Here is a 17537-nt window from a genome sequence, read left to right on the forward strand (position 1 = left end):
TCCCTAATTGCAATTTGGATATAAAGGTTAATTAAAACCGTAATATACATAATAAAAAATACATTATAAGTTAACTTGGTGGGGTTTTCTATTTGCTATTTTTTATTCTATACTTGCCAAGAATTATAAAAACACCAAACATGGAAAGAAGATGTCGATTCGTAGTATTGCAACGTGTATAAGCTTGGTTTTAGTCAGCATGAATTGTAGCGCTGAAGATAAAAATTACCCCGGTTTGAATTCTACGCAAGTCGGTATGCAAACAATTCGTTATCAAGAATCACTGAAAGATTTTGCTGGCATTGGCGACTTAGCGACGGATATCAGTGTCACAAATACTGTTCTTTATGCAAGCTCCTATACCAGTCTCACCGGCAAATGGGGCTTTTTACTCAATACTAAATCCGATGTTACCAAAGAATATACCAAAGACACTTGGTCGGTTGGCGAGTACGGCATTGTTCAACAAAATACCAGTAAATTAAGTTTAGCCGATATGGTCGCTCAGGGCGTTTATCATGTAGATGATGAATTTTATGTCGCATTTGGTGGCCAATTAAAAACCATAGGTTTTGTGCGTTCAAATTTTGAAGCAATAGGCCGTGCAGCTGAACTAAATAACGAAATTAGAGAAAGTGATAAATATTTCACTGATCCTAACCCACCTCAAATTTTGACATCACCACTCGCCATAGAAGAAGATCTAACATATTTTAATGCGATTGCAGGCATTCACTACAATACGGCTTTTTCCAATGCTAGAAAGCGATTGACTTGGCATGTCGGGGCAAACTTGGCGTTGCCAGTATTAGCGACGGCGAAAAATTCACAACTAGAGCAGCAATATGGAATTGAATCGATAGATGAATCTTTTAATGGGTTTGAGGCAAGGTTAAATGCTGGCGTAAGTTATGAAATTAAAAAGGGCATTGCACTCACATTTAATGCGGATTTTATGATGGCTCAATTTAGTGAAATGAGCACCACATTTAAAGATGAAAATAGCGGTGGAATTGAACGAACGGCCTCTATTCCAGACATTGATATGTCTGGGACGCAGTTTAGTTTTGGAATACTTTGGATCAATTAAAATTATACGGCATGTAAGACAAGGAAATAAAAATGACAAATTGGCTTAAAACAACGGGGGTAGTTTTTTGCTCCGTTTTGCTTTTTGGTTGTCTGGATAAAGATGACGAAGTTCAAGTTACTCAAGGAGCAATAATCGACCGTCAGACCGAAGCTTCACTTTCAATTGTGGCTGCTCAAATGGTTGAGATTCAAGAGCAAACAGCTTGGTCGATTCGAGCTGATGTAACCGCAACAAACGGCATTGAAGAGTTACCGAGCCAAGTGCGTTGGGAAGTTGTGGACGCGCCGTCTGGTTTTACAATGCCATTGGTTTGGACCGACGTAGTTGATGGTTCATCTATAGTTGATTTCACAACCCCTGACATCAGCGAAGACCAACAAGTTACGTTAAGAGTTTACGCCGAAGTCGTTGAGTCTGACACGATAGCCGCAGCCCAGATATTTCATGATATTACGCTAGAGCTTTATGCTAATGGCGAAATTGTCATTTCAGGTGCTGTTGTTGATGATCCAATCCCTAACGCGATAGTGACAATTCGTGTCGGTGAAGAAACCTTTGAAGTTGTTGCAGATGAAAATGGCCTTTACCGTATCCCAATTGAATTTGTTGATGAAGACGCCGTATTTGAAGTAACTGCTGTAGGTCAGCCTGGTAGCGGCTTTGAATCTGTCGAATTTAAATCTTATTTAGGCGATGGTAAATCGCTTCTTGAAGATGCCGGCAGTGACGGAGAATTAACTGCCTCTGAAAATATCAATATTAATGTATCTAACGTCACCACGGCGATTTACGTTCTTGTTCAAGATATCATTGAAGAGCAAAGTGGCGAAACAGCCCCTGTAGAAGGTGCCGTATTAAATCAAGGCGAGTACGACGCATTAGTTGAACAAGTTGACAATGAAGAGGTTATTCAAGTTGCAGCGGTCATTCAGTTAGTTGTCGATTACGGCGCGGATTTACCTGAAAATACCAACACAGTTTTAGAACTGGTTGAGGACCTAATAAAAGATGAGCAGGCCAAAGATCTGTTTGTTCAAGAAAGTATCGAACAAGTTGTTGCCGAAAACAATGACATTGACACTCTGACCCTCGAAGACCTTGTAGAAGATATAATTGAAGACGAAAACTTGGTTCCAAGTGCCGATGAGCAAGAGTTTATTGGCAACTATGTGGTCGCAAACACCGTTCGTTCATTTAGTAGTTTATTTAAAAATTCTAAATTGTTATTTGGCGGTGTATCGTTAAACGCAAATAATGTCGGTACTGTCAGTCAATTTCTAACCGCTGGCGATCGTTCTTTCAGTTGGGCGGTTTCAGGTACTCAAGTAATTGCGACATTTGATTCATCGTTTACTTTGTCTGAGCCTCTTTATCCTGCAAAGGACGACAATACATTATTCATTAACGGTTTTTCAATTAACCAGTTAGCTAATAACGCCAATGGCCGCAGTTGGTTGGTGAGAGTGAGAGGAGAGTACCGTAATAATTCAAGTGGCGAAACAACGTCATTTCAATCAGAAAGTGTATCTATTACGTCAATTAATCAGTCTGACTTAATCGCGTACAATACATCATCGTTGCTGAACAAAGAATTGTTCCTTACTGTTGTTGATAATTCGTCAGCACCAACGGACAACGCACTGCTAAATGCCTCATCACAAATGTTGATGTTTGGTGAAGATTCTCAAGGCAGTTTCACTAATTCTAATGGTAATTTGGTCAATTTTAATTGGACTATCGATGCTTTAGGTAGCTTAAATGTTGCTATCGTAGGTAGTGCTGGAACCCCTTCTCAAAATATTACTTACCGACGGGTTCGTAAAGTAACAGACTCTATTGCTTACAATGTTTCGACTGTTGTGAATATAGATAATAATACCTATGCGTTTTCTGACTTAGCTTACAACTTAAGTAACAGCGCGTTACCAAGCGACTTTAGTTTTAACAAAACCTATAAAACTGTGGGCTCGGACGACACCTTTACGTTATTGCCTGACAATACAGGGTTCTACTATTACCCTGCTAACGCAACTAAGTTTGAACATTTTTCATATTCGGTTTCATCAAATACCGTGAATATTTCAAGTTATGGTACGCAAGGCCGTAAATGTGTTGTTGGTACACCGTGTGCCCTCTCAAAAAGTGTTGAGATTGAGTTTGATAGTTTTGTTAATAGTCGATTAACCTTCCATTCGGTGGAAAGTAAATCAGGCATGAACGAAGGTAGCGTGGCGATTGCAAAATCTATTCGTGACGCCGTTCTAACTAAATCTTCTATTCCTGCAACGCTTAGTTTGTATTTTGCAGAGTCAGATTCAGTTTATAGTTATTTCTTAAATCAAGATGGTTCTGGGCAAGTAAATGCAGGCAGTGAGACTGGAGTTTGTAGTGCTGTATCATGGGATGTTTCAGATGAGGGACGATTGGTCGTCACTGAAAATAGTACCGATACAACATTTAGATTATTGGCAGGGTCAGTTAAACAGGGGGTTTTCTGGGCAACAACTGGCGCGACTTCAAAACTCTTCTCAACAACTTCAAAAGTTAATGCCTGTGCCGATGTTGCAGAAACATTTATACCGCTTATCGATGAGAACATCACTTTAGGAAACTATCGTTTAGATGATACTGAAACGGGCAATCAGGTCGTCATTCGTTTCAATGAAGATAAAACTGGTTACTTAATTAACGGCGCGGAATATTACAATGCGGAATTAGCCGATTCGATGAGTAATTACCTCGCTCCTTTAACGTGGGCTATTAATTCCGAAGGACGGTTAAATCTTAGCGTCAGTGGCTCTTCTTCTATTGAATTACTATTAAAACAAAATACGTTTACTTCTGGAACCGTGCAACTTTCTCGAGATACAACCAATAATAACGAATTTGACGAGGTGACGTCATTTGCCATTAGTTATATTAAAGGCTGTAATCAAGATTTTGATGGCGATGGAATTAGCAACTGTTTTGATAAAGATGACGACAACGATGGTGCAGAAGACTCAGTTGATGCTTTCCCATTAAATTCAGCAGAAACCTCCGACTTTGATAAAGATGGTATTGGCGACAATGCCGACTTAGATGATGATAATGACGGTGTAGCCGATGAAATTGACGCCGATCCATTTGATCCATTAGTCGGTGAACGTAAAGAGTTTACAACGGCTATGGTAGACGGCAAAGTCTTCGTAAGCACTGGTGTTTGGCAAAATGGCATTTTACCGCAAAGTGCTGAAACCTTTACGTTTGGCAGCAGTAAAACATTGATCGCAGATCACGGTTTACAAAATGGGATAACTCAAGCTGAGTTTGACTGGCGTATAAGTGATGATGCTGTGGTGTTGGAAAATGGCACAACTGTAAACAGTGAAACAATTTATTACCCATTTGATCAAATTTTAGAGCGCTTTGCATTCACTCAAGAAGTTGTTGATGAATTAAATAGCGCCTATGAAAATGGCCAGTTAGGCCAGAATTGGATTATAGTGTCATCGGGTGTCGTAAATAAATCAATTGTTTTGGTTGATGACAGCGTACCTGGTGAACTGGAAGTAAATGTTGAAGACACCTACGCCTTTGAAATTGAACCAATTACTGACTATGTCTTTATTAATGATCCTCGTAAAGAAGAAATGTTGGGTAGTTACAGCGCTAAATTGTTTGATGTTAGCGCCAATATATCGTTAGGTTCGAGTGTGTCAGACGTCGTTGGGCGTTGGATTTTAAATTATGATTACACCTTAACCAGCGAACTAGCGTTTTCTCAAAATTACGCTTTATTAAGTGATTTATTCACAATCACAAATGACAATATTGCGTTTACCGAAATTGCTCAGGACAACTTCAATGTGTCAATGAATAATGGCGCACTAGTCTTAACAAGCGGTGAGGTTAGTTATACTTATACAGCGGTACAGCAAGAAGGTAATCTGTATTTAGCTACGGTTGATAAGCAAGTAAATGGTGTAAGTGAATATGTGCTTGCAGTGCTAATAGCGTCATTCGACGACTCCGCGTCAACCTTCATTGGTGGTTTAGGTAAAGAGTTCCCAAATGTTCATATAGCACACATAAACAGTGGTTATGCAGATCAGTGGGACGGCGATAAACTTAAAATTGAAAATGTTTGGGGTTATCGTTTTGGACCAAATGGCGTATTAAATAGAGGGATTACAGGCAAAAAAGGGACCATGTATAACGAAGGTGTCGACTTCTTTACTTTAGGCACTGAATGGACTTGGGATGCTAATGACAGTCAGGTATTTCTTGAAATATTGTATGACGAAAACACAGCTTACGAAAATCACTATCTAAGAACATGGGATGTCATCGCTACGAATAGCTCGGGTTTCACCGCGGTATTTGAACGTGAAAGACGAACTCAAGATTGGAACTACGACGGAACGATTACCGCTGATGAGGAAAATCGCTGGTATATTTTACCTCGTATTAACTTCATTGCACCTGACGATTTAAGCCGTTATCAGCCTGCTTGGGACAATACGGTAGCAATAGGAAGTTTTTCTGATGACGACACCGACGGCGATAATATTCCTAATAATTCTGATAACGATGACGATAATGACGGTTACTCAGATTTAGTTGAATTGCAACTTGGTACTGATCCTTTGGATCCGGCGAGCAATGGTGACGATTTTGACGGCGACGGTATTATCGACGCAAACGATGATGACGACGACAACGACGGGGTACTAGATGCCGATGACATAGCACCAACTGATCCTCGTGTTGGCGCTAAACTGACCATCGACTCGTCAGTTATTGATAACACTTACTTAGAAATCACAAATTCTCCTTTGGCTAAACCGAGCTTCTCCATTGAAGAAAGTGGGGCGTTAGTATCGTTTGATCATTCTACTGGTGTGTTTGTTTATGCAGACGACCAAACTTATGAAGTTGGTACGTTCGCAATTGTTGATGATGTTTTAATCATTGATTCAGAATCTGACGTGGATACCTATATTGAAGATGTTTTCTATCTCGCTGAAATGGGGATAATTGATTATCAAACGGCGGAATCCTATTACAACATAATAGGCTCATCTGACGTTGTTGTTAGAGAGCAAAGCATTGGCAATGATCTTTATCTCATTAAACAAGATGGCTTAGTCGATACATTTTATACAATTGAGAAAGAACAGATCTTATTTGTTAATGACTGGCAAAGAGAGTTGTTAACAGGGTCAACATCGTTAACCCCACTATTAGTCGAAAACGCAGAAATTGTGGAGTTAACAAGGCTAAGTGACTCAACATCTATTCCTTTTGTTGATTCTGAAATTGTAGACAAAACATGGGCGATGCCAGTCCTAATCGATACTCGTTCAGACGACTCGATGATTAAAGATGTTGCCGTTGAGTTCTCGTCGACAACATTTGAGTCTAAAGTTTTGGATATTCAAGGTTCGTGGGCAATAGATATAGATGGTAAATTGCACCTAACGACAGAGGATGGTGATTTAATTGTTCTCACTCGTTATGACGAATTTGATGGGATGTCATCTGTTCATTCATTAGTTACGACTCAGCTTAAAGAGCAAATAGAGGGCGCGTGGATTGATGGTACCGGTGGGTACGATATGCCAACACCAGTTGCGACTGCAACACAAAATCAAGCCGTAATTTATTATAATCGTGAAGATAAAAACTTCACCGGTTGGACATTACATGTATGGTCCGGTGGAGAATGTACAGGCTCATTGGTAACTGATACTGAATGGAATGATGGCTTAGAACCCGATGGCATAGATCCAGAATTTGGTGCCTATTGGACAGTTGACACAGTTGATGACAATAGTTGTATTAACTTTATTCCACACAACGTCAATGAAGGCATTCAGACTCAGGACTTTAAAGCTTATCTCGCTGAGAGTGATACCAATCAGTTCTTTGTATTGTCTTTAGATGACAGGGATGGTTGGGACACCACTGATGTTTTAACGAACCCACGTACATATGCTTCGTTGGATATCTACAATATGGTTGACGCTGTATTAAGCGATTATAGGTACATCGGTGCTCAAGATTCAGCTGCGAGCTTTGCAGGTATCGCAGATCATCTTGTAAACTTTAGTTGGGACCTACTAGACCCTGATAACTACGATGAAAGCGGTAATCCATACCCTCATAATTTTGACTTCTTAGTTACTTTGAATTCAGGTCACTTTATTTGGGAAACCGGCGGTTTTGATTACAACTCAGTCGTGGAAAATCAGCGTTGGGAGATTGACCCAATCGATGGCTCGTTTGTCGAACGTTATATTGTTAACCGCAGCGACATGGCGGAAAATTCTGACTGTACAGTTAATGATATCGACTGTGTTATTCACTATGAATATCGATTCACTCCACTTTCAACAGTAGGTAATCGCACTTACTTTGTTGGTTCATATTTCTATAACCCTACCGCTTGGGCTGGGCAATATGATCCCATGGACATTAATGCAGATACGTTTAATGTTGGTTTCTTAGAGACTTCGGAATTTAGCGATTTTGATTTTGACTTAGACGGTATTTCAGATACTTGGGATAACGATGACGACAATGATGGAGTAAACGACAATGACGATAGTTTCCCATTTGATCCTAATGAGTCGCACGATACAGACCAAGACGGGATAGGTAATAACGCCGACTTAGACGATGATAATGACGGTGTTGACGATGAAAACGATGTCGATCCTCTCGATCCAGAATATGGTGTAAAGGTTGAGATTAATGCCAATTCATTTACTAACGAATACATTCTGATCTCTTCTGGTCGTGGATCAAATCCAGACTTTAACTTGTTTACCGCAAATGGCATTCGCTTGTCTTATGCGGCAAATGGTGAATACCGTGCTTCTAATTTTAATGGTGATATTTCAGGAACTTGGAGCGTAGTTAATAATACTGCGATTGCCGACTTGAACGGTGACACTGAAGTTGTATGGTTTACGGCTTGGGATCTTCTTGATGTTGGTGTTGTCGACTTCGATACTGCGTTGCGTTTTGTTGATGAATTTGGTGAAAACAGCTTTGAAGTTGAAGTTAGGAGTACGAAAGAAGAGCTGTCGTTAATTGAAGAAAGCCAGTTGGAACGCCACTTTAGGATAGTAACCACAGCTTCGTATTTACCTGTTGATGAAAACTACCGAGAAGCGTTATATGGTTCTGTTGGTGCGGCGGCAAAATTAGCGATAAGAAACCAATATAATGCGACTTATCGTGTTGAATCTGAAATGCAATTTGACACTTTATCAACGGCCAATTTTAACGGTGTCTACACGTTCCCAGGTTTACCATATGACTCAGACGACGATGGTGAAATCGATTCTACCATCACTGATATAGTTGATATGAACAACAATGTATCGATAACCGGTTTGACTCCTGACTTTACCTGGCAGGTTGTAAATGGCGAGTTGGTACTTACTTATCCTGGAGTAGGATTAGTTAAAGTTAAAAAGCATAAAACATTTGCCCAGTCATACTCTGCACTTGTGTCGTCTGAATTTAACGGCGAACATTATAGTGATTACGACTTGGTTGTTGAACATGAACTCAGCGTCGATAGCTCGTTTATTGTCGATCAAGCGGTGCTAAGTGCCTGGTCAATGACAAACCCTGATTCATTTGATGAACATGGCGTTAAGCCAGATTGGGTTTATGGCTACCGTTTGGAAAATGGTGGTGCAAGTCGAACCATCTTTGGTAACGATATAGATCTTAGTTATCCAAATGGGGGTTGGATAGCCAATAACTGGCAGTTAAAAGATGGCACCATTACGATAGAAACAGGCATTGATGAGCAATACAACAATGTAAATTGTGCTGATTCAGATCTGATCTGTAATCCACAATACAAACGTCATTGGGTGCCGGTAGCGCAAGAAGGCCAACGACTCTATGTCCTTGAGTGGGAAATGGAAAATAGCAACTACTGGGACTTCAATAACAAGGTTGAAAACTGGTATATGCGGATCCTGCCACGATTGAATTTTTACGAAGTTTACCCGCTCAATATTGACACCGATGGTGACGGAGTAAACGACGCGATTGACGATGATGCGGATTCCGATGGTGTATTAAATATTAATGATGCCTTCCAATTTGATACGAACGAACAAGTCGATAGCGACGGAGATGGTGTCGGTGATAATGGTGATGTATTCCCAAATAATCCGGCAGAACAATTTGACAATGATATGGATGGAATTGGCGATAATGAAGATTTAGATGACGACAATGACGGTATTAATGACGTTGACGACCCAACGCCTTATGAAGATACCCGAACGGTTTCTATGTTGAATTTCAACGATGCCGAATTATCGGCATGTTTAAACGATAATTATGCCGATGAATTAATCTACTCTGTCACCAATGTTGTCTGTAACGGCTACCAAGTAACTGATTTATCAGGTATCCATCAGCTGCCAAATATTGCTGATTTTGCTATTTACGACAATGAATTCGTTACTGACTTTTCCCCGTTAACGGCACTTTCTTATTTACGTAGGTTTGCTATTTCGAGCCCTATTTTTAACAATAGTGATTTAGCTGATTTAGCGTCAATCGACTCGCTAGAATCCCTTTGGATTAACGCGGGTAATGTTACTTCGATAGAATCGTTGCGTAATCATCCATCAATGAATGCAATACATATTTGGGGGTTACAAGACACTACGCAAATTGAAATGGACGTGATTCTAACGTGGAGTGAAGTTCTGGAGCTGGCACTTGACGCACATACAGTGAGCGATTTTGCAGTACTTGGACAATTAACTAGCTTAAGAACTTTATACATTCATGGTGAGGTTTCTGATGCGGAAGCAGTTGAAATTGGCAAACTCGTAAATCTTGAAAACTTTAGCTTTGGTTGGGGGCCTCAATGGTCTCAACAAGCGATAAATGACTCGGTTGGTCAGTTTACAAAACTAAGAGAGCTATTTATTAATGACATGATTGTTGAAGACATGAGTTTCTTACTTAGTTTTGATGATCTTGAAAGGGTAGAGTTAGCTAATTCATCACCGGTCATTATTAGCCAAATGAGTGACCTCGAAGCTCGTGGGGTTTATGTTGAACAGTATATTAATCATCATAGTATGTTCAGTAATTTGCTTATCGGCAAACATACTCTGACCGATGTACTAAATGACCAAGGTCAATTGATTGATGTTGGTGTTACATTTGAAACAGATCATTCCGGTGTTATTGACTGGGGATTTGGTGAAGAATTGTTCTATTGGTCTATAACGGATGAAGGTCGCGTTATTGTAGATTATGACGCAAGTAACGAAGTTGAGCGTTGGTATTGGCGCACGTTTTTTGAGCAAGAGTATGGCTACAGTGAAGGCATAGTTGGTATTGAAGTTGACTTCAATAATGACGGTATTTACGAGAAACATTTAGAACAACGTTTTAGTGCTTCTAAATCTACTCTTGCCTATGTAGGTTTAACAGATGTTGCTGGTAGACATACATTTACCAATCCGAGTGATAATACGGAGCAAGAAATCGTATTTAATGAAGATGGTACTGGCGTCGTAACATGGGATGTAAACCCAGAAACGTTTACCTGGTCGTTTGATGCAGAAGGTCGAGTTGTTGTAGTTTATGACGATATTAATACGATTGAGACAGATCGTTGGACATGGCATTACACTGATAGAAATGACCAAGTCTATTTCTCAGGCAGTGTCACATTAGAAGTTTCAGAATATGGCGATGGTAACTACAACCTTACGGAGTTTTCTTACGCCTTACTGACTAAGGAAGTTTATTCACAATCTTTAATTGGCGCTTGGTATTTAGGCAATGAACTCGATAACTCAGATTATAATGTCTTAATCTTTATTAACGACCATCAATATATCCTAGGTCACACCAAAAATATGGAAAATAGCAACTTAGTTTCTGGTGAGTTTGGAAACTATAGTTGGAACGAATCGACTGGTGAATTCCAAGCTTATTTGATTGGTGAGAGCGACGGAGATGCGGGCCTTACGACTGAACCTTCACTGCTCTCATATAATGGAGACATGCTGACATTATATGAAAATGGTGGCGAAACGTTTGAGTTACATCGTATTGTTGGCGAAAATGAAATTGCGGGTTCTTGGATTACACCAAGTTCAGGAGGCTTTGCGGGCCATAGCGTACTAACGATTATCGACGCAAATAGATATTTCTATATTCATACCACTGAGGATTCAAATACTCAGCAAGTGACCGGTGAATATGGAACCTACACTTGGGATAAAGATACTTTCATTATGACGTCAGTTGTTGTTGACGAAAGTGACAGTAATCACGGGTTGAATGGCCTAGATAAAGAAGTGACCGTTGCCAACGGAATATTATCTATTATTGACGTAAACACATCACAATTAGACGCTGAAGCCACAATGATTGACGCAAATGCGTATCGCCCAGATTATGTGGCCATCGAAGACATTGACGGCGCATTTAATTTATATGTCATCGACGAACACGCCCGCTACCAACAGAACTTCCAAACTAATGGAACCGGCTATGCGATCTGGGATGAAATGGACGGCATAGAGACGTTTAATTGGCAGTTTGATCCTAATTTAATGGAAATTAATGTTGATTACGGGAGCGGTGGACTTCCTGATATATACCGATTCAAAAATCATAAACGTGATGAAAACGGCGCGCTAGCCGGACTTGAAGTTGTTCTAACGATAGATGATGACCTAGATGGCAATTATGATAGCGAAACTGTTGATGCTGTTTTGATCCCACTTGATCAGGTTATTGCAATGGGATTGGACGACGTTGTGGGGAGTCATCTTTTATATGAATATGTCGATGAAATATTGGTAGAGCGCTCTATTATCCTTAATCAGGACGGTACAGGTGTTATGGAGTGGGATGGTATTCATAACTTTACGTGGCACCTCGATACTGAAGGGGCGGTAGTAATTGATTATAACAGTGAGACATTTACTGACCGATTGGTTTGGCAAGTCGCTTTTGATGACTCGATAGGTGACTATCTAAACGGTGTTGTCGAGCTGCAAGTTGATAACGACGGTGACGGTATATTTGAAGAAGTGGACCTTACTTGGTATCCAGTCGAAAAATATGACTAAGTCGCCATTTTAATATTAAAGCCACAACGTGTTGTGGCTTTTTTATTTTTAACATATTGCAAAGAGATGGCGTGGTAATTGCTTTAAACAATACATCAGAAATATAACGTTTTGTTTGGAGACAGTTATGGAGTGGGCACTAGTCTTACTTATCGGTTTAGTTATTACAATTGGAGTCGTTGCCAGTCATTTTATTGACACGAGCAACCCTTATCCGTTTAAGAAGAAGGCACAATTATTTACTAATATTGAGCGTGGATTTTATGCTTTATTAGACCGTGCTGTTGGACAAGACTTTAAAATTGTTAATCGCGTTCGACTCAATGACATCATTCAGCCTAAAGATTCAGTGGGGGGGCGAGCAAAACGTTCCGCCGCATTAAAAGCTGGAAGTCGCGTTATTGACTACGTTTTATGCGACCCAAAAGATTTTAGGATCATTGCGGCTGTTGACTTAGTTAACCAAACACAAGGTGGGCATAAGTCTAAGGCGGATTGGTTTGTAACAGGTGCTTTAGAAGCCGCTGGCATTCCTCACATCAGAATTAAAGTTAAGAAAGGCTATCAGGTTGAAGAAATTAGAAATGGTATCTTATACAAAATAGGCAAAAAAGAACGTGCTCATCCTCCCGAGCCGATCATCAAAGGCAATATTCCGCGTCGTCCTGTTGGAGCGCTATCAGCAAGCCAAGTTAAAGCTCAACTAACAAGCGTACCATTTGCCAAAGCATCTTAACACGCTTTGGATATTGCTTAATTATCTCAATAACAGGGTATTGTTTACAATATCCTGTTTAGCCTTTCAACATTGAGTTTACCTAATTCACACATCTCAATAATTTAGTAACTTCCTCATGAGTAAAAACCACGCTTAGTTTCGATAAAACGGCAATTTAAATAACCCTAAATAAAACTTTTAGACTAATTAGGTATTTCGATTGTAATAACTCACTTTTTAACCAGAAATAACTTTTCTAATCCACCAAATTCGGCTAATTTGTTGGTATGTGTGCCAATTAGATAATGAAATAGATTAACTGTTGAACTATAATTTGGCGATAGAGATAAATTGTAGTGTGTAGTTTAGGGAAAATCATGAAATTGCGTAATTTGACGATGACCATTGTGCTTTTAGCAATTGGTCTATTTGCCATGCAGGCGAATGCGGCATCAGTTGCTGAACTGAAGAGCAAAAAAAGGGAAGTGGCAAATTTATTTGCGAATTATCAAAAATACGCTGCAGACTATGAAGATGTTCAATCTAAACAGATGTTTATTCAGAATAATCTTGGTGCAATCGAAAAAGAAGTCGACAAGTTAAAGACCGATCAAAATGGCTTTAAAAATGCGCCGATGAACTCAACCATAATCAAAGCACTACTCGAAGTCACTCAACAAATTGAACAAAAAGACGCAGAATATAAAGCTAAAGAGAACGAGCTAATTGCCGTTGAAAATCGTGCTAAAAATATATTGGTTCAAGTTGATTCCGCAGAAAGTCGCTACAAAAAATCTAATCGCAGTTTAAACCAATTGATCGATCAAACTATCGATTTAAAAGTCGCGGATGAAATTACTAAATTTGAAAGCCCAGTTCGCGCAAGTGAACGTGAACAAGTTTCTTGTTCGCGTAACGAGTCTGTAGATGATTGCGAAAACCGCGGCTACGATAAAGCAACGAATAAAATTCAAGACAGCAAACAACTGATCACCAGTAAAAGTGTTGTGCAAGATTTCGAATTGGAATCGGACTACGTAGAAAAATTCAGTAAAAATCGACTTAGTGATGTTAAAAAAGTCGTTGTAAGTGAAGACTATAATCCACAATCTCGTTCAATTATTCTAGTGGTTGAAGTTACCGCTTCAGTTTCTGCTGCTGCAGACCAGGCGCTAATAGAAAAGTTTAGAGAAAAAGTGTCACTAGAGTATTCGGTATATCGATTTGTAGAAGGTGCGGCCGTATTGGATGTGGATGTCAATAATTCGCTAAATCAGAATTCCCCGCAACCGTTAAATAGCACACCTGTTCAACCAAATATGAACGTCGTTTTAGACACGTTGTTCACCCAAGGTTTAAAACATATCAATTTAGAAAACTTTGAAGGCCCAAGTCAAAGTGCCTTTGCCATTGCACGTGAGATGGCAGGCATTAATATTGGACATGAACGAACTCAAATGTTGTTAACTATGTTAGACGGTGGCGTTAGCATCAAGGCTAAAGAGTACGCCGTGTCGAACAAAATGACTAACGGCAACAGTTTGGTATTAAATTACCAAAAGTTACAAGCAGATATTGGTGTTACTGCAAGTCACTGGATCCCAGAATACTTGAATGCGTACAATGTGTCGCAAAAACCAGTAGTTAAATCTGAAAGTAAGAAGATCCAACAATTCGCAGAAGAGAAAGCTCGAAAATTGTCGAGTAAAGAAATTAAGTCTCTGCTGACATCTGCACGTTACTTAATCCGTAAAGATAAATACTTTAGCCCATCATCATCAAATGCCTTTGATAAAGTTAAGTTGGTTTTAGATTACGAACCAAGTAATAGCAAAGCAAAAGAGTATTACCAGAAGATATTTGAAGATGCTGCAGAAGATGCCGTGGATCTTGCAGAAGACGGTGATTTTGATGAAGCTCGTGAATTAGTAAACTCTGGATTAGCTAAAGTTGCTGGCGAGTCTCGATTAAAAGCTGCATTGGACAAAATATTAGAACTAGAAAGCCAACCGAAAAAAACCATTAGACGCGCGGTTGGTGGATTCTAATTATGTTTTTTCGCCAATGCTTAATTGCAATCGTTATCCTGTTTTGTGGTTCAACTTATGCGGTTAACCCTTCAGCGCCTAGTTGGGCTGTCGACAGCTATGTGGAAGGTTATGTAACTGGACTAGGCATAGGTAAATTAAAACCAAATAAAAAACACGCAGAACGATTTAGAGATAAAGCGGCGGAAATGATGGCTAAGGCCAATTTGGCTAAACAATTTGAAATCCATATAGACAGTAAAACCTACGCATCTCGCGGTAAAAATGTAGATCCTAAGATTAGGGTTGATACGATTCAAACGTCAATCACATCAGTACTTAGCGAAAAAACCGTTGAGGAACTCAAACGATGGGTCGATCCTAAAACCGGTACTCTCTATTTGTTGATTGGTATAAAACACGCTGAATAGCGCTTTACGCTTCTATTTGTAATTAAAGGCGTAACGAATTCAAGTTTAATAGTGACTTTCTATGATTACTTACTATTTTTAAGAGTAGGTTAATGAAGTAAGCGTGATTTTAGTATGAGTCTAATTGTCGTTTAGGTTTTATAATAATACGCACCCATCGGGCGATAAACGACGTTGCTATTTTATAAGTGGTCTAAAATGAGTGTTTGAATTCAACGGAAATTCAAAGTAATAGCGATTTGAAACCGTTGTTGTTAAAACGTAAATCAAGCTTAAGATTATTGAAAATATTGTTAAAAAGGGAAATATAATGAAAAATTCATTGAGAGTTGCTTTGTTTGGTATTACGTCCCTGGCGTCGACACAAGTGTTTGCAGATGTTTGGTTTGCACCGCGTGTAGAGTATAGTTTTACTCAGTATCAACAGTCTCTGGCCACTCAGTCTAGCGACGATATAGAAAATGGAAACTCATCTTCTAGTGGTGCCGATACTGTCGTTGACTTAAACTTAATTACGATTGGTGGTGGAGCAACTTTCGGCATCAATGCGTTTTATGTTGATATCGATGTAAAGGCAACCCAGGATTCTGAATTACACGGATTTTATAATGACCAATATCAAGTGAATGATATTGACCTAAAAGACAATGGCGGCGTTGACCGAAGTGAAGTGAGCTTAACAACTGGTTTTGGTTTTGAGCACTTTTCACTTTTTGGTGGGGTAAAAATCACTTCTACAGAATTTCAACATGACATTTATTATGATTACCAAAATCCAGAAGATTCAACGCAAGATTATCCAGCATTTTTGATTAGCACCGAAAGTGGCAATAAACCATTAGTAACAAATACAACGTTTGACTCAACCGGTATCTTTGGCGGTATTTCAGTGCAATTTACGTTTGGCGAAAGCGGAGCATTAGCATTAAGTGCCGCTTACTCTAAGATTATTGATGCTGATTTAATAGACGACTGGCACAACGAAAGTTCTCAATATAATCTAAATGGTACAGGACAAGGTTTGTCCGCCAATGCAAAATTATCCTATGGTTGGTTATATGCTAAAGCAGAATACGCGAAATATGACTACACAGGTTATGAGCCACAAGATGAGAGCACAGCCGAATTTAATGATGATGTAACCGAAGAGTTTCTTCGTTTAGGTGGCGGTATTTCTATACTGTTTTAACCAATTAATGTATTTTGATTTAGAGAAAAACCAGTAGCTTAGGCTACTGGTTTTTTTGTCGCTATCGCAAAAATCTAACGTATTTGCAAAGTGCTATAAGGCCTGTTTCTAATTAGATTAATTCCAATTAAAGCAAAGAATTGTTATAAGTAACTTTGCTCCGTATTTAATCGACAACATAATGAATGTTGTGTTTCTATAGGAAAATTAAATTGTTAGAAGTCGCTATCATTTTTATCGGATTTGCATTTTTCATTTCTATGTTTTTGAACATAAAACATGTAAATAACTTGGTAAATGGCAAACTAATTTACACCTTAATTATCATCAGTTTTGTTAGTGGTTCATCTATTTTGTATTTTGATATCATAATGACAAAAAGTGAGATAGCGCGTACGACCCATCAATTGGCTAATATCAATTACTTAGCAACTAGCCTTACGCCAAGTAAAAAGGTTGTCGAACATTCCAAAATAACTAAACCAGAAAAGCCTCCGAATAAAACAAATACGCATTTTACAGCCGAGAGTAGGGGCACAACTAATAGTGTTCAAACTATGCTTCATTTAAACCCAGGGCGTACTTCAACATTTAATGTCCCGGTTGGCAAAGCCGTGAATATACATAACGTCTCCTGCGACGTTAACTTAAAATACCAAAGCGCACATTTTCAAGTTAAACGGGGTGAAGGCATTATTTTGGATACAGCGGAACACAAGATCGAACCGTTGAAACTGAGTATTATTGAAACAAGACCGATTGATACTGACAAACCCCGTGGTTCACCAGGGCAAAAAATAAGTTCGGATAATAGACCGATAAATAAGCCGTTTACCAATAATGGGCTTTCAGGTAATCAACGTTCTGTTTTATACGGCCGACCGAGTTGTACGGCAGCTATATCGTTAATTTAATATTTCGCAGTTCTTTGCTTTAATGAATCAAGGATTACTGCT

Annotated in this window: 7 protein-coding genes; all 7 read left to right on the plus strand. The window is 39.2% G+C overall.

All coding sequences use genetic code 11. From position 1 onward, the window contains the following. Nucleotides 1-151: 151 nt before the first annotated feature. The 7 genes from KO525_RS09050 to KO525_RS09080 all read left to right on the plus strand — a co-directional run bounded on the left by KO525_RS09050 (nucleotide 152) and on the right by KO525_RS09080 (nucleotide 17495). Nucleotides 152-1090, plus strand: a complete 939-nt coding sequence (locus KO525_RS09050; protein ID WP_215963484.1) for a hypothetical protein — start codon at nucleotides 152-154, stop codon at nucleotides 1088-1090. A gap of 32 nt (nucleotides 1091-1122) precedes the next feature. Further along, entirely contained in the window at nucleotides 1123-12216 is an 11094-nt protein-coding gene (locus tag KO525_RS09055; RefSeq protein ID WP_215963485.1) for a pullulanase-associated domain-containing protein, read from the plus strand. A gap of 127 nt (nucleotides 12217-12343) precedes the next feature. Further along, nucleotides 12344-12952 carry a DUF2726 domain-containing protein gene (locus KO525_RS09060; RefSeq protein ID WP_215963486.1) on the plus strand — a complete coding sequence of 203 codons (609 nt, stop codon included), beginning with the start codon at nucleotides 12344-12346 and terminating at the stop codon, nucleotides 12950-12952. A 359-nt stretch (nucleotides 12953-13311) separates the two neighbouring features. Then, nucleotides 13312-14982 (plus strand): hypothetical protein, encoded by a 1671-nt coding sequence (locus KO525_RS09065; protein WP_215963487.1) that lies wholly within the window; start codon nucleotides 13312-13314, stop codon nucleotides 14980-14982. Nucleotides 14983-14984: 2 nt separating this feature from the next. Beyond that, the gene (locus tag KO525_RS09070; RefSeq protein WP_215963488.1) at nucleotides 14985-15392 is read left to right on the plus strand and encodes a hypothetical protein; all 408 of its coding nucleotides are present in this window, start codon (nucleotides 14985-14987) and stop codon (nucleotides 15390-15392) included. 310 nt (nucleotides 15393-15702) lie between these two features. Next, entirely contained in the window at nucleotides 15703-16581 is an 879-nt protein-coding gene (locus KO525_RS09075) for a hypothetical protein (protein WP_215963489.1), read from the plus strand. 212 nt (nucleotides 16582-16793) lie between these two features. Further along, nucleotides 16794-17495, plus strand: coding sequence for a hypothetical protein (locus KO525_RS09080; RefSeq protein WP_215963490.1), 702 nt, complete (start codon nucleotides 16794-16796; stop codon nucleotides 17493-17495). Nucleotides 17496-17537: the final 42 nt, after the last annotated feature.

Origin of the sequence: Psychrosphaera sp. B3R10, assembly GCF_018861025.1 — a bacterium.
GTDB lineage: Bacteria > Pseudomonadota > Gammaproteobacteria > Enterobacterales > Alteromonadaceae > Psychrosphaera > Psychrosphaera algicola.

Coding starts and splice junctions, on each gene's coding strand:
- KO525_RS09050 (WP_215963484.1), top strand. CDS start 152: ATGTCGATTCGTAGTATTGCAACGTGTATAAGCTTGGTTTTAGTCAGC.
- KO525_RS09055 (WP_215963485.1), top strand. CDS start 1,123: ATGACAAATTGGCTTAAAACAACGGGGGTAGTTTTTTGCTCCGTTTTG.
- KO525_RS09060 (WP_215963486.1), top strand. CDS start 12,344: ATGGAGTGGGCACTAGTCTTACTTATCGGTTTAGTTATTACAATTGGA.
- KO525_RS09065 (WP_215963487.1), top strand. CDS start 13,312: ATGAAATTGCGTAATTTGACGATGACCATTGTGCTTTTAGCAATTGGT.
- KO525_RS09070 (WP_215963488.1), top strand. CDS start 14,985: ATGTTTTTTCGCCAATGCTTAATTGCAATCGTTATCCTGTTTTGTGGT.
- KO525_RS09075 (WP_215963489.1), top strand. CDS start 15,703: ATGAAAAATTCATTGAGAGTTGCTTTGTTTGGTATTACGTCCCTGGCG.